Raw genomic sequence first — 14,751 nt, 5'->3', positions numbered from 1 at the left:
CGATGGAGCGCGAGCCCCGACAGCATCGCTTATTTCCACCAGTACTCGACCTGCAAACCGACGTTCGCCCCGTGTCGGGCAGTGCCGAAGACACCACTGTCGGACAGCGCGGAGCCGGCCGCCAGTTCGTTGGCCGCGCGTTTGGCGGCCTCGTTCCAACTGGCATAGGTGTAATACAGGCGCACCTCGGGCCGCGCCCAGAACTCCGGCCCCTTGGGTGACCAGGTGGGCGCGAAGGTGAACTTGCTGAGTTTGCGGGTGCCCCCGGGCGCCTCCACCTGATCATGACCAAACTCGGTCACCAGCTTGAACTGTTCGGTGATGGCATAGGCCGGGCGCACACCCAGGGAGATCCAGTTCTGGTCCTGGCCGTCGGGGCGAATGTCCTTCTGATAGACCGCCTCTACCTGGCCGCCGAAGCGCGGGGTGACCTGCCAATCGAAGAACTCCACCAGGCGATAGCTCTTGTTGCCGTCATCCAGGTAGGGATTGCCGGTGTAGCCCAGGCCGGTACCGGGCCCCTCACCGTATTGCAGGGCCAGTTTGTTCTTGCCACCGAAGAAGTCTTTCTGCACATGCTGGGTGGTGATCGCCCAGCCATTGTGGGCACCACGGCGATCGGGCTTTTCCAGGTAGCTCAGGCCCAGCTCCAGCTCGCCGCCGGGGTTGGTCTGGAAACCGGCAACGTTGAAGTCATGACGGCTCACGGCCTGCTTCTGGTAGAGGTTGTCCTTGCGGGAAAAGGCGTAGCTGTATTTCAGATCGCCGATGCGCACGTCCTCGACCCCGCCGCCGGTGGCGCTCTGGTTCCAGTAGTAGAAGTCGGAAATATGGATGTCGTTACGCTTGTAGTAACGGCGCCCGGCCCACAGCGAGCCGCCATTGAGGCTGGGCAGGTTCGACCACTGGGCGTACATCTGCGGCATGCGCGCCGAGCCGTTTTCGCCCTGGAAGGTCAGGTTGCGGTCGTAGCGGTTGTAGAGCGAGGCCATGCCGTCGACGCTGAGTACCGAACCGTCCTCCAGGGTGTACAGGTCCTGGCGCAGCTCAAGCTCGGCGTACTGCTCGCACTCGTTGCCCAGGCGGTACTTGGAGGGCGCGCCGGGTAGCTGAAAGCAGGATTGCGGGCCGCTGTTGACCGAAGTGCCAAGGCCGCTGCGCAAGTAGCCGGCGAACTCCAGGGCCTGGGCCGGAAAGGGCAATGCCAGGCACAGGCAGGACGCCGCCAGGCCGCGATTTATTGTTGTTTTCATAAGCCACCCCATTATTTTTATTGTGATATTTCGATCCGCAGAAGCCGGCTTGCCGACGAACGAAGCCCTGCGCTGTATCTGCAACAGCGCATTCACGGCAGACGCAAACCGCCCGGCGGCTTCTGCGAGGATTGTCAGCAGTCGGTCAGGTGCAGGACGAAGGACTCATAGGGCCGCAGCCGCAAATGCCGGCTGCGGGCGCCATCCCCCGGGTAGTTGCTGATCAGCAGACGCTGCTGCATGCCCGGCTCGACGACCTCCTGCGGCAATTCAACCTCGCACGGCGAACCGTAGAAGTTGTTCACCACCAGCAGTCGCTCGCCCTGCCCTTCCCGCACGTAGGCCCAGACCTGCGGATGCTCGGGCAGCAATTGGCGATAGACGCCGTGCTGGATCAAACCCTGCTCACGGCGCAACGCGATCAATTGGCGATAGTGGTGCAGCACTGATTGCGGGTCGTCGAGCTGTGCCTGGACATTGATCTGGCCAGCGTTGGCCGCAACCTCGATCCAGGGGGTGCCGCTGCTGAAACCGGCATTGGCCCCGGCATTCCACTGCATTGGCGTACGCCCGTTGTCCCGGGACTTCTGCTGGATCGCCGCCATGATGGCCTGCGGCTCTTCACCGGCCTCGCGCTTGAGGCGGTAGATGTTCAGGGTCTCGACGTCGCGATACTGCTCGATGCGCTGGAAATGCGGATTGGTCATGCCCAGCTCTTCGCCCTGATAGACAAAGGGCGTGCCCTGCAGCAGGTGCAATGCGGTGGCCAGCATCTTCGCCGACACCACACGGTGTTCGCCGTCGTCGCCAAAGCGCGATACCACCCGGGGCTGGTCGTGGTTACACCAGAACAGCGCATTCCAGCCGCCGCCGGCCTGCATGCCGCACTGCCAGTCGGACAGGATGCGCTTGAGTTCAAGGAAGTCGAAATCGGCCCGCAACCACTTCTGCTGATTGGGGTAATCCACCTTCAGGTGATGGAAGTTGAAGGTCATGGACAGCTCCTTCGACCCCGGGTTCGAGTAGCGGATGCAGTGTTCCAGGCGGGTGGACGACATCTCGCCGACATTCACCAGGTCATGGCCGGCGAACACTTCCCGATGCATTTCCTGCAAGTACTCATGAACGTTCGGGCCATCGGTATAGAAGCGCCGGCCATCGCTCTGGTCCTCAGGGAAGTCCGCAGGCTTGGAGATGAGGTTGATCACGTCGAGGCGAAAGCCGCCGACGCCCTTGTCCCGCCAGAAGCGCATCATCTTGAAGACTTCGGCACGCACCTGGGGGTTGTCCCAGTTGAGGTCGGCCTGGGTGTGATCGAACAGGTGCAGGTAGTACTGCCCGGTCTGCGCTTCGTATTCCCAGGCCGAGCCGCCGAACTTGGACTCCCAGTTGTTGGGCTCATCGCGCCAGATGTAGAAATCCCGGTAGGGGTTGTCCAGGCTGCTGCGCGCCTGCTGGAACCAGGCGTGCTCGATGGAGGTGTGGTTGACCACGATGTCCAGCATCAGCTTGATCCCGCGCTTGCCGGCCTCGGCGATCAGCAACTCGCAGTCGGCCATGCTGCCGTAGCTGGGATCGATGGCGTAGTAGTCGCTGATGTCATAGCCGTTGTCGCGTTGCGGCGAACGCAGGAACGGGGTCAACCACAGGCAATCGACCCCCAGCCAGTGCAGGTAGTCGAGCTTGTCTACCACTCCCAGCAGGTCGCCGGTGGCCTGCCCTTGGTGGCTGTGAAAACTTTTCGGGTAGATCTGGTAGATCACCGAACGCTGCCAGTCTTGCATGGGGGAATCCTTTGGAAAGTGCGAGGGCATTCGCCGGCGAGCCGGCTCCTGCAGGGCCGGTCAGGCCACTCGGTAGCCGGGACGGATGATCTTCAGGCTCAGGCCGCAGGTCAGGACGAAAGGCACCACCAGGGCGACGACCATGCCGATCACGAACATCGGGATGTATTGCGGAATGATCGAGATGAACCCCGGCAGCCCACCGACGCCGATAGCCGAGGCCTGGACCTTGTTCAGCGAGAGGAAGATGCTGCCCAGGGCCGAACCGATCAGCGCGGCATAGAACGGAAACTTGTAGCGCAGGTTGACGCCGAACATCGCCGGCTCGGTGATGCCGAAATAGGCCGAGATCGCCGAGGTCGAAGCCATGCTGCGGTCCCGGGCATTGCGGCTCATGGTGAACACCGCCAGGGCCGCGCTGCCCTGGGCCAGGTTGGACATGACGATCATGGGCCAGATAAAGGTGCCGCCCTGGGTGGAGATCAGTTGCAGATCGACCGCCAGGAACATGTGGTGCATGCCGGTGATCACCAGCGGCGCATAGAGCAGGCCAAAGATCGCCCCACCCACCACCGGCGCCAGGTCGAACAGGGTGACCACGCCTTCGGTGATCAGGATCCCCAGATGGCGGGTCACCGGGCCGATGATCGCCAGGGCCAGCACCCCGGTGACCACGATGGTGGTGATGGGCACCACCAGCAGGGTAATGGCGTTGGGCACCCGGGCCCGCAGCCATTTTTCGATCACGCTCATCACATAGGCTGCCAGCAGGATCGGCAGGATCTGCCCCTGGTAGCCGACCTTCTCGATCTGGAACAGGCCGAGGATGTCGAAGTACGGCAGGCTCTGGCCATCCAGCCCGGCCACGGCCTTGCCGTAGTTCCAGGCGTTGAGCAGATCCGGGTGCACCAGCATCAGCCCCAGGACGATGCCGAGGATCTCGCTGCCGCCGAAGCGCTTGGCTGCCGACCAGCCCACCAGGGCCGGCAGGAACACGAAGGAAGTGTTGGCCATCAGGTTGATCAGGCTCCACAGCCCGTCCAGGCCCGGGTAGGCCTCGAGCAGGGTCTGGCCCTCGATGAACATGCCCTTGGCACCCAGCAGGTTGTTCACCCCCATCAGCAGGCCGGCGATGATCAGGGCCGGCAGGATAGGCATGAACACATCGGAGAACACCCGCACCAGGCGCTGCATGGCATGGGTCTTCTGCGCGCCCTTGTCCTTCACATCGGCAATGGTCGAGGCCGCAAGGCCAGTCTGCTCACGCAGCGCCGCATAGACCTTTTCCACTTCGCCGGGGCCGATCACGACCTGGAACAGGCCGCCGGTGAAGAACGATCCCTTGACCAGGTCGATCTGATTGAGCGTGGCGCTGTCGACCCGGCTCGGGTCCTTCAGGGCCAGGCGCAGGCGGGTCACGCAATGGGCAGCCTGCTCGAGGTTGTCGGCGCCACCGAGGCTGTGCAGCAACTCGCTGGCGATCGTTGAATAGTCGTGGCTCATGCTCGTTCTTCCACCTGAGATTTTTGTTATTGGCAGCACGCCGAGGAGGAAACTACTCGTCTGTACGAGTTAAATCAACAACTCGTACAGACGAGTTTGGATTTTTCTTCGGGCCAACGCTCGAAATGTGCTTTTCCGAGCCGACTCCGGCCTGCCAGGTACATGGACAAATACCCCGCGCAGCCCTTAAGGTGCCTGCCTTGAGCACAGCGCGGCACAGAGCCATCCCATGAGCAAATACAACCAGATCTACAGCGATCTGCTTGCCAGCATCACCACCGAACGTCTGGAGCGTGGCGCCCGCCTGCCTTCGGAAAGCGAACTGATGGACAGCTACCAGGCCAGCCGCGGCACCGTGCGCAAGGCCATCGAACTGCTGCAGGAGCGCGGCTTCGCGCAGAAGATCCACGGCAAGGGCACCTTCGTGCTCTCGCCCAATCCCATCGAGTTCCAACTGGGCGGCATCGTCAGCTTCCAGGAAACCTATCCAGGCCTGGGGGATGACGTCAGCACCGAGGTGGTGGAGTTCAGCCAGTTTCCTCTCGAAGGCCCGCTGCGGGCCCATCTACAAGCCGAAGAAGGCAGCCTGATCACCCGGATCAAGCGGGTCAGGCGCATTGACGGCAAACGGGTGATTCTCGACATCAACCACTTTGTCGCCGATCTGATTCCGGGGCTGGACCGGCAAATCGCCGAGCAGTCGATCTATGCCTACATCGAACAAACCCTGCAATTGAGCATCAGCTACGCCCAACGCACCATCGAGGCCAGCCCGCGGAGCAAGGACGACCAGCAGTTGCTCGACCTGGACGGCCAGAGCCACGTGATCGTGGTGAGCAACCAGACCTTTCTCCAGGACGGGCGCCAGTTCGAGTACACCGAATCACGGCACACCCTGGACAAGTTCTACTTCTCCGACGTGGCGCGGCGCTAAGCCCCACCCTGCCCCATCAGCCCAGCAAGGCCACCAGTTCATCGCTGAGGGGGCCGATGCGCTGCGACTCCTTGGCGGTGTTCACCTGCTGCGCCACCCGCGCCACCTCGATCACCGGGTGCTTGAGGGCGTAGCCGCCCTTGCTGTCCAGCCAGCTCAGGACCTCCGCCAAGTGCCACAGCGAAGCGCTGCCTTCATGGATCGCCAGGGGAAAGCTGTCGGCATGGCCGAGCATCAGCTTGCGCATGTTCTGCCGGGACACGCCGACGATCTCGGCGATCTCGCTGAGGCCGACAAAATCCGGGCTGGCCTCCACCAGCCGCGCTTCGGGAATGATCCGCTTGATATCCCCCAGGGCACTGAGCAGCGCCGCTTCGGCACTCTCGGCCTCGCGACTGAACTCCAGGGCCAGGCGCCCGGCCAGGCCGGTGCCCACCAGGACGTCGGTGCAACCCGCCGCACCGAGGCGCTCCACCAGTTGCAGCGGATCACAGCCCTCCAGCGGCAGCAGGTAGTTGAGGGTGAACAGGTATTCCATGGTGCTTACTCCTTGCGGGCTGCCGGCGACTTGGCTCCACGCAGCTGGTTCAGGGTGCAGTTATCGATCACCCGGCATAACGCCCGGGCGTGCTGGGTCGGATTCTTCGGCGTGCGCCATACGCTGGTGATGCAAAACTCGCCACAGCGACACACTTCGTTGTTGTACGGACAGTAGATCCGCCCCCAGGCATGACCACCGCCGACCTCGATGCGCCAGCCCTGCCATTCGGCGTAGCGCAGGGCCATTTCAATGTCCTTCTTGGGATGAGTTGCACGAGCCATCCATAGCCTCCAGTATCGCCAGTCACACAAGGTTGTCAACCGACAACCTTGTGCCCTCCGATCAAACCCCGCCGCGAACAAGCCGCAGCAAAAACAGGCGGGGGGGAGATCCAAGGGTAGAGAGAAGCCCAGGACAAGGGGCCGAGCATGTCTTACGTGATATTGCCGGAAGGCGAAAAAGCGCCGCTTCCAAAGGTCCTGCAACACAAATGCCGATGTGTACCGCAGGCAATCCCCCAGAAACGACAATGGCGATCGACACCCGAAGGTCCCGATCGCCATTGGCTAACGCGAATGGATCAAGCGCCGATCACTCGGCCCCGATCATTCCCACTCAATCGTGGCCGGCGGCTTGCTCGACACGTCGTAGGTGACGCGGGAGATGCCTTCGATCTCGTTGATGATCCGGCCGCTGACGGTTTCCAGCAGTTCGTAAGGCAGGTGCGCCCAACGTGCGGTCATGAAGTCGATGGTTTCCACGGCGCGCAGGGCCACGACCCAGGCGTAACGACGGCCATCACCTACCACGCCCACGGATTTCACCGGCTGGAACACCACGAATGCCTGGCTGACCTTGTGGTACCAGTCGGCCTTGCGCAGCTCTTCGATGAAGATGTGGTCGGCGCGACGCAGCAGGTCGGCGTATTCCTTCTTCACTTCACCAAGGATGCGCACACCCAGGCCCGGGCCCGGGAACGGGTGACGATAGACCATGTCGTACGGCAGGCCCAGTTCCAGGCCCAGACGGCGGACTTCGTCCTTGAACAGCTCGCGCAGTGGCTCGACCAGCTTGAGGTTCATTTCTTCCGGCAGGCCGCCCACGTTGTGGTGCGACTTGATCACGTGGGCCTTGCCGCTTTTCGCGCCAGCCGACTCGATCACGTCCGGGTAGATGGTGCCCTGGGCCAGGTACTTGATGTTTTCCAGCTTGCAGGATTCGGCATCGAACACGTCGATGAAGGTACGGCCGATGATCTTGCGCTTCTTCTCCGGGTCGGCTTCGCCGGCCAGGTTATTGAGGAACTGCTCCTCGGCGTTGGCGCGGATCACCTTGACGCCCATGTTCTCGGCGAACATGGCCATTACTTGCTCGCCTTCGTGCAGGCGCAGCAGGCCGTTGTCGACGAAGACGCAGGTCAGCTGGTCGCCGATGGCCTTGTGCAGCAGGGCCGCGACCACCGAGGAGTCGACGCCGCCGGACAGGCCCAGCAGGACGTTGTCGGTGCCAACCTGGGCACGGATCTGGGCAATGGCGTCCTCGGCGATCTTCGACGGGGTCCACAGCGCTTCACAGCCGCAGATATCGAGGATGAAGCGCGACAGGATGCGACCGCCCTGCTTGGTGTGGGTCACTTCCGGGTGGAACTGCACGCCGTAGTAGCGCAGGTCGTCGTTGAACATGCCGGCAATCGGGCAGCTCGGGGTGCTGGCCAGGATGTGGAAGTCTTCCGGCATCTTGGTGACCTTGTCACCGTGGCTCATCCAAACGTCTAGGCCGAACAGGCCGTCGGCGTCGACGTGGTCTTCGATGCCGTCCAGCAGGCGGCTCTTGCCGACTACATCAACCCGGGCATAGCCGAACTCACGCAGCTCGGAACCTTCGACCTTGCCGCCCAACTGCTCGGCCATGGTCTGCATGCCGTAGCAGATGCCGAAGACCGGGACGCCCAGGTCAAACACCGCCTGCGGGCAGCGAGGGCTGTTGGCTTCGTGCACGGATTCGGGGCCGCCGGCGAGGATGACGCCTTTGGGAGCGAATTCGCGGATCGCTTCGTCGTCCATGTCGAACGGATGCAGTTCGCAGTAGACCCCGATCTCGCGCACACGGCGGGCGATCAGTTGGGTGTACTGGGAACCGAAGTCGAGGATCAGGATACGGTGAGCGTGAATGTCGAGGGCCATGGTCAGTCTCGTCTAATTTCAGAAACGACACGGGGCTGAAAAACACAGCCCCGGTTACTAAATTCGTCAATCGCCTCCGGGCCTTGGCCTGGAGGCGATCACTATCAACCTACGCGATAGTTTGGCGCTTCCTTGGTGATCTGCACGTCGTGGACGTGGGATTCAGCCATGCCGGCACCGGTGATGCGGACAAACTCCGGCTTGGTGCGCATTTCTTCGATGTTGGCGCTACCGGTGTAGCCCATGGAAGAACGCAGGCCGCCCATCAGCTGATGGATGATCGCGGTCAGGGTGCCCTTGTACGGCACGCGACCTTCGATACCTTCCGGCACCAGCTTCTCGGCACCCGCGGAGGAGTCCTGGAAGTAGCGGTCGGAAGAGCCCTGGGCCTGGGACATGGCGCCCAGGGAACCCATGCCACGGTAAGCCTTGTAGGAGCGGCCCTGGAACAGCTCGATCTCGCCTGGAGCCTCTTCGGTACCGGCGAACATCGAACCCATCATCACGCAGGAAGCACCGGCGACGATGGCCTTGGACAGGTCACCGGAGAACCGGATACCGCCGTCGGCGATCAGCGGCACGCCAGTGCCTACCAGCGCCGCTGCAACATTGGCGATGGCGCTGATTTGCGGCACGCCAACACCGGCAACGATACGGGTGGTGCAGATCGAGCCCGGGCCGATACCGACCTTGACTGCGTCGGCGCCAGCTTCGGCCAGGGCCTTGGCGGCAGCGCCAGTGGCGATGTTGCCGCCGATCACCTGCACTTGCGGGAAGTTCTCTTTGACCCAGCGAACGCGGTCGATCACGCCTTTGGAGTGACCGTGGGCGGTGTCCACCACCACCACGTCGACACCGGCATTGACCAGCGCAGCAACGCGATCGCCAGTGTCCTTGCCAGTACCGACCGCAGCGCCGACGCGCAGGCGACCCTGGTCGTCCTTGCTGGCCAGCGGGTAAGCCTTGGCTTTCTCGATATCGTTGACGGTCATCATGCCCTTGAGAGCGAAGGCGTCGTCGACGATCAGTACACGCTCGATGCGGTGCTTGTGCAGCAGCTCGCGGACGGCGGTCTTGTCGGCGCCTTCCTTGACCGTGACCAGGCGCTCTTTAGGCGTCATCACTTCACGGACGCTGACTTCCAGACGGCTTTCGAAACGCACGTCACGGGAAGTCACGATGCCCACCAGGTCGCCGTTGTGCAGTACCGGCACACCGGAGATGTTATGCATGCTGGTCAGTTCGAGCAGGTCACGCACGGTGGCGTCGGCCTCGATGGTGATCGGGTCCTTGACCACACCGGCTTCGAAACGCTTGACCTTGCGCACTTCGGCAGCCTGCTGCTCGATGGTCATGTTCTTGTGGATGATGCCGATGCCGCCTTCCTGAGCCATGGCGATTGCCAGACGGGCTTCAGTGACGGTGTCCATGGCGGCGGAAACCAGTGGAATATTCAGCTCGATGCCACGGGTCAAACGGGTCTTAAGACTGACTTCATTAGGCAGTACTTCGGAATAACCGGGCACTAGGAGAATGTCGTCGAAGGTGAGGGCTTCTTGGCTGATACGCAGCATCGCGGGGGCTCCCGGGCGGGAAAATGGAAGCGCGCCATTATACTCAGACAGCTACCCGGGCTCAATGTAAAACTCTGGCTAATATCGCTGGAGTGATAGATGGAGATATCCGCGCGCTACAACTCGACCTTGACCCAACTTATCGGCTGATCCAGCCAGTCGGCGAACTCGTCGATAAAGCTCTGTTTAAAACCCGCTTCGGCCCAGTTGTTGAAGATAAAGCCCAAGTTGGAAAAACCGCATTCCTGAAGAAACAGAAAGCCGTTGATGTCATCTTCATGGCCGCATTCGGGGCAGGTGAAGTTGTCGGTACGCCCTGGCATCCAGTCTTCCAGGCTTTCGAACAGCGCTTCGCCGATTTCCTGCCGGCACTCGGCACAGCCGGCCTCTTCGAGAAAGCCCTTGGCCGGGGTATAGATGCAGCGCTTGGTGATGATCTCCAGGCCATTGATCGGCTCGCCGAAGGGCAGCGCCTCTGGCCGCAGCACCACCTCCCGTGCCCCGGCGGCAATGGCGTGCCCCATGCGATTGCCCGTGCGCCCGCAGGTGCTGAGGCTTTCCTCAACGATGTTCTTGCGCACCAGCCAGCGCACGATCGCCCGGGCCCGGGGCTCGTGCACCGGCAGGGTGGAAATTTTCGGGACGAGGATGCTTTGGGAGTTCATGGATAAGCCTGGAACATGCGGGGACGGTACTCACGCTTTCGCCGGCAAGCCGGCTCCTGTCATCAATTGTAGGAGCCGGCCCGGCGAACGAATTCAAAGGCCCGCAGCTTAATCCCTGGCCCCAGCAGGTCAAGTGCTCAGGTAACGGCCGATCAAGGCAACGCCACTGGCCAGCACCAGCCAGGTCACCAGGCGTACAAAAGCCTCCCGGGACAGTTTCATCGTCAGCCGGCGGCCAATCCACAACCCCAAGGCCATCGCCGGCAACAGGCATAGCGCCAATAGCAGCAGCGGCAACTCGGCATAGACCCCGGCCAGGGCGAACAGGCTCAAGCGCACCACGGTGCTGCAACTGATCAGCGCGCTCTGGGTCGCCCGCGCCGGGTCCTTGGGCAGGCGGCTGTTCAGGTAGATGGCATATAGAAAGCCGCCACTGCCGAAGAGGGCGCCAAACAGCCCACCGACAATCCCCATCGGCACCGCCCAGCCGGCCGCCAGTTGGGTCGGACGCGCCTTCACCCACAGGCTGTAGATGGCATAAGCACTGATGAACAGCCCCATCAATAGCAGCAACAGATCGGATTTGAGGTTGAGCAGGAAAATCACCCCCAAGGTGCAGCCCAGCGCCATGCAGGGCAGCAGCCGCAACAACTCGGGTTTTGCCACGTCCCTGCGCGAAGGCAGCAGATTGCCAAAGGCGGCGACGAAATCCAGCAGCACCAGCAACGGCACGATCTTCGACAATGGCATGAACAGGATCAGGATCGGTCCCGCCACCAGCGCCGTACCGAACCCGGCAATGCCGAACACTATGTACGCCAGCGCGATACCCAGGCCGATCACCAACCAACTGCCCGGGCCGAAAGACCACTGGTTCAAACCCTCGATTACCACGCTCATCGCTGCGACTTCCCAGTTGAATACGCAGTGACTTTAGCCAGCAGTGAGCCTTGCGACTAATATCGTCGAAGTCGCCAACTCATCGCAAAAAGGCATACCTCGTGATTTCGACCCGCCAACTGCGCTATTTCGTGGAAATCGCCGAATGCGGCAGCTTCAGCGCCGCCGCCGAGCGCCTGTTCGTCGCCCAGTCAGCCCTCAGCCGGCAGATCAAGGAGCTGGAAAACCAATTGCAGACCCCACTGTTCGAGCGCACCGCGCGCCTGCCGCGGCTGACGGCGGCCGGTGAAGCGTTTTTCCCCAAGGCACGCAACCTGCTGAGTGAATTGCACAAGGCCAGCGAACTGGCCACTCAGGTAGGCATGGGGCAATTGGGCACCTTGCGCCTGAGCCACTCCAGCACCGTGCCCATGAGCGGCCGGCTACTCCAGGGCATCGGCAGCTACTTGCAGCATTGCCCTGGAGCCTCGATGGACATCGCCAAGCTGTCTTCCGAGGCGCAACTGGAAGAGTTGGCGCAGGGGCACCTGGATATCGGCCTGTTGCGCCTGCCGGTGTTACGTCAACGGGCAGGTGTACAGATCACGCCCCTGTTCGCCGAACCCTTGCTGCTGGCGGTGCCACCTCAGCACCCACTGGCGCTGGCCCCTCCGGCCGGGGGCGTCGACCTGGCCCAGCTTCGCGAGGAAGCCTTCATCTCCATCCCCCACCCCCAGCGGGGCGGCTTGAGTTACCTCTCGGCCGAGCTGTGCATGCGCCAGGGCTTTTTTCCCAGGGCGGCGCGGGTGATGTCGCGCAAGACCACCCAATTGCAACTGATCCAGGCCGGCTTCGGCATCGCCCTGCTGCCCGAGTCGATGCAGGACATCGCCCCGGCCAGCATCCGCTTCCTGCCGCTGGCGGATGCCGATTGCCAGAGCACCGTGGCCCTCGCCTATCGACAGGAGCCGACGCCCCTGGTGGCGCAATTCGTCGAACATTTTCGCAATCACTTGTAGTTGATTTGCGTTGTTCCATTCAGAGACAGGCCTTTAAACTGCGCCCCATGATTAAAGATCCCTTCACACGACTCGGCCTGGACCGCGAGGTCCTCACCGTCACCCAGCTCAACGGCCGCGCCCGGGTGCTGCTCGAGGACGTGTTCAGCAATATCTGGGTGGAGGGCGAGATCTCCAACCTCGCCCGCCCGGCTTCCGGCCATGTGTACTTCACCCTCAAGGACAGCGGCGCCCAGGTGCGCTGCGCACTGTTCCGGCAGAACGCCGCGCGGGTCCGCCAGGCGCTGAAGGACGGCCTGGCGGTCAAGGTGCGGGGCAAGGTCTCGCTGTTCGAAGGGCGCGGTGACTACCAGCTGATTCTCGACACCGTGGAACCGGCCGGTGATGGCGCCCTGCGCCTGGCTTTCGATGCCCTGAAAGACAAGCTGAGCGCCGAAGGGCTGTTCAGCGCCGAACGCAAAGTGCCACTACCGGCCCATCCGCAACGCATCGGCATCATCAGTTCGCCCACCGGCGCGGTGATCCGCGACATCATCAGTGTGTTCCGGCGCCGCGCACCGCAGGTCGTGCTGACCCTGATCCCTACCGCCGTGCAGGGCCGCGAGGCTACGGCGCAGATCGTCCGGGCCCTGCAGCTGGCCGACGCCCGGGGCTTCGACGCGCTGATCCTGGCCCGTGGCGGCGGCTCCCTGGAGGACCTCTGGTGCTTCAACGAAGAAGCCGTGGCCCGTGCGGTGGATGCCTGCGTGACACCGATCGTCAGCGCCGTCGGCCATGAAACCGACGTCTCCATCAGTGATTTCGTGGCCGACGTTCGCGCGCCCACGCCTTCCGCAGCAGCCGAACTGCTGGCCCCCGATTCCAGTGACCTGCAACGCCGGGTCGACAACCTGCATCGACGCCTGGTGATGCGCATGCGCGACCGGCTGGTGCGCGACCGGCTGCGCCTGGACGGCCTGGCCCGACGCCTGCGCCATCCCGGTGAACGCCTGCGCCAGCAGGCACAGCGCCTGGACGACCTGGACATGCGCCTGCGCCGCGCCTTCGAGCGCAGCCTCAATACCCGTCGCGAACGCTTGATCCGCCTGGAAACCCGCCTCGGAGCCCAGCATCCAGGGCGGCAACTGGCACTGCTGCGCCAGCGTCTGGACAGCCTGGCCGAACGCCTGCCCCGGGCCATGCGCGAAGGCCTCAAGGGCCGCCGCCTGCAATTGCACAGCCAGATGCAGACCCTGCATGTGGTCAGCCCCCTGGCCACCCTGGGGCGCGGTTACAGCATCCTGCTGGACGATCGCGGGCAGGCCATTCGCAGTGCCGGCCAGACCCGCCCAGGCCAGCGCCTCAGTGCCCGCCTGGGCGAAGGCGAGCTGCAAGTACGCGTCGAAGACAACCACCTGACGCCCGTCACCCTTTCTCTACTGGATTGATCCATGCCGCGTTTTCTCTGCTCCCTGCTGTTGCTGTGCCTGGCCTTCAATGCTCACGCCGACAGCTACATCACCCGCCTGCTGAACAAACCCGTGCCCGGTGGCGTAGCGGTGGTCGACCTGGGCAGCGCCGCCCAGGCGCCCAAGGCCAGCTACCAGGGCAAGCCGGTGCTGGTGGTGAAGGAGCAGAACAACTGGCTGGCGATTGTCGGCATCCCGCTGACGGTCAAGCCCGGCACTCAACAAGTAAGCACCGGCGGGCGCAGCCTGAACTTCGTGGTCGGCAACAAGAAATACCCGGAGCAGCACATCACCCTGAAGAACCAGCGCCAGGTCAATCCGAACCCGGCGGACCTCAAGCGCATCGACGGCGAGTTGGCGGAACAGATCCGCGCCTACCGCAGCTTCAGCCCCAACACCCCAAGCAACCTGCTGTTGGACAAGCCGGTGAATGGCCCGCTGTCGAGCAAGTTCGGCGTACGCCGTTTCTTCAACGGTGAAGAGCGCAACCCTCACGCGGGCCTGGACTTCGCGGTGCCGGCAGGCACACCGATCAAGACCCCGGCGGCGGGCAAAGTGATCCTGATCGGCAACTACTTCTTCAACGGCAACACCGTGTTCGTCGACCACGGCCAGGGCTTCATCAGCATGTTCTGCCACATGTCGAAAATCGACGTGAAGATCGGCCAGTCCCTGGCCCGTGGCGCCGTGGTGGGCAAGGTGGGGGCGACCGGCCGCGCCACCGGGCCGCATATGCACTGGAACGTCAGCCTGAATGATGCGCGGGTCGATCCGGCCATTTTTATCGGGGCCTTCCAGCCCTGATCGCGCAGCGCCGCTTGCCTGCATCAGGCATTGATTCAGCGGCGAGCCGACGCCCACGGGGATTGCGCAGCCCTACTCGACTGCGCAATCGTTAGTATTCTTTCAAAGAATACCCAGCATAAAATCTCGATATAGCTTTGTTTTCGAGTATTCCTCTCAATTTT

General features: G+C 62.8%; 13 protein-coding genes. 4 read left to right on the top strand and 9 right to left on the bottom strand.

Translation table 11 applies throughout. The annotated features are described in order from the left end of the window. Nucleotides 1-29 precede the first annotated feature (29 nt). The 3 genes from AC1RGE_RS17830 to treP form a co-directional block, all read right to left on the bottom strand. Nucleotides 30-1,253, bottom strand: coding sequence for a maltoporin (locus AC1RGE_RS17830; protein WP_011063185.1), 1,224 nt, complete (start codon nt 1,251-1,253; stop codon nt 30-32). 134 nt (nt 1,254-1,387) lie between these two features. Then, nucleotides 1,388-3,037 (bottom strand): alpha,alpha-phosphotrehalase, encoded by a 1,650-nt coding sequence (gene treC / locus AC1RGE_RS17825; RefSeq protein WP_011063186.1) that lies wholly within the window; start codon nt 3,035-3,037, stop codon nt 1,388-1,390. 60 nt (nt 3,038-3,097) lie between these two features. Continuing rightward, nucleotides 3,098-4,540: a PTS system trehalose-specific EIIBC component gene (treP, locus tag AC1RGE_RS17820; protein ID WP_011063187.1), complete on the bottom strand. Its 1,443-nt coding sequence runs from the start codon at nt 4,538-4,540 to the stop codon at nt 3,098-3,100. A gap of 229 nt (nt 4,541-4,769) precedes the next feature. On the opposite strand from treP, the gene treR reads away from it, so the two are divergent. Beyond that, complete coding sequence (gene treR, locus AC1RGE_RS17815) at nt 4,770-5,474, top strand: trehalose operon repressor (protein WP_011063188.1); 705 nt, start codon at nt 4,770-4,772, stop codon at nt 5,472-5,474. 16 nt (nt 5,475-5,490) lie between these two features. On the opposite strand, the gene AC1RGE_RS17810 is transcribed toward treR, so the two are convergent. The 6 genes from AC1RGE_RS17810 to AC1RGE_RS17785 all read right to left on the bottom strand — a co-directional run bounded on the left by AC1RGE_RS17810 (nt 5,491) and on the right by AC1RGE_RS17785 (nt 11,337). Further along, nucleotides 5,491-6,012, bottom strand: a complete 522-nt coding sequence (locus AC1RGE_RS17810) for a helix-turn-helix transcriptional regulator (protein ID WP_492584765.1) — start codon at nt 6,010-6,012, stop codon at nt 5,491-5,493. Between the two features lie 5 nt (nt 6,013-6,017). Continuing rightward, nucleotides 6,018-6,296 (bottom strand): hypothetical protein, encoded by a 279-nt coding sequence (locus AC1RGE_RS17805; RefSeq protein WP_026019975.1) that lies wholly within the window; start codon nt 6,294-6,296, stop codon nt 6,018-6,020. Between the two features lie 324 nt (nt 6,297-6,620). Next, entirely contained in the window at nt 6,621-8,198 is a 1,578-nt protein-coding gene (guaA, locus tag AC1RGE_RS17800) for a glutamine-hydrolyzing GMP synthase (RefSeq protein ID WP_011063192.1), read from the bottom strand. A 104-nt stretch (nt 8,199-8,302) separates the two neighbouring features. Beyond that, complete coding sequence (gene guaB / locus AC1RGE_RS17795) at nt 8,303-9,772, bottom strand: IMP dehydrogenase (RefSeq protein WP_015636874.1); 1,470 nt, start codon at nt 9,770-9,772, stop codon at nt 8,303-8,305. Nucleotides 9,773-9,888: 116 nt separating this feature from the next. Then, entirely contained in the window at nt 9,889-10,437 is a 549-nt protein-coding gene (locus tag AC1RGE_RS17790) for a hypothetical protein (RefSeq protein ID WP_011063194.1), read from the bottom strand. A 129-nt stretch (nt 10,438-10,566) separates the two neighbouring features. Beyond that, nucleotides 10,567-11,337, bottom strand: a complete 771-nt coding sequence (locus AC1RGE_RS17785; RefSeq protein WP_492584763.1) for a sulfite exporter TauE/SafE family protein — start codon at nt 11,335-11,337, stop codon at nt 10,567-10,569. 101 nt (nt 11,338-11,438) lie between these two features. Between AC1RGE_RS17785 and AC1RGE_RS17780 the strand changes: the two genes are divergently transcribed. From AC1RGE_RS17780 to AC1RGE_RS17770, 3 genes are read left to right on the top strand one after another with little or no spacing between them, the layout of a single operon-like run. Beyond that, the gene (locus tag AC1RGE_RS17780; RefSeq protein WP_342402507.1) at nt 11,439-12,335 is read left to right on the top strand and encodes a LysR family transcriptional regulator; all 897 of its coding nucleotides are present in this window, start codon (nt 11,439-11,441) and stop codon (nt 12,333-12,335) included. Between the two features lie 47 nt (nt 12,336-12,382). Beyond that, the gene (gene xseA, locus AC1RGE_RS17775) at nt 12,383-13,762 is read left to right on the top strand and encodes an exodeoxyribonuclease VII large subunit (protein ID WP_492584761.1); all 1,380 of its coding nucleotides are present in this window, start codon (nt 12,383-12,385) and stop codon (nt 13,760-13,762) included. A 3-nt stretch (nt 13,763-13,765) separates the two neighbouring features. Continuing rightward, a complete protein-coding gene (locus AC1RGE_RS17770; protein WP_011063198.1) occupies nt 13,766-14,587 on the top strand; it encodes a M23 family metallopeptidase in 822 nt (273 codons plus the stop codon). Nucleotides 14,588-14,751: the final 164 nt, after the last annotated feature.

The sequence above is a fragment of the Pseudomonas sp. GW823-FHT02C05 genome (assembly GCF_058797595.1).
The sequence above is the reverse complement of the archived record's forward strand: the minus strand, read 5'-3'. Positions and strand labels throughout refer to the sequence as shown.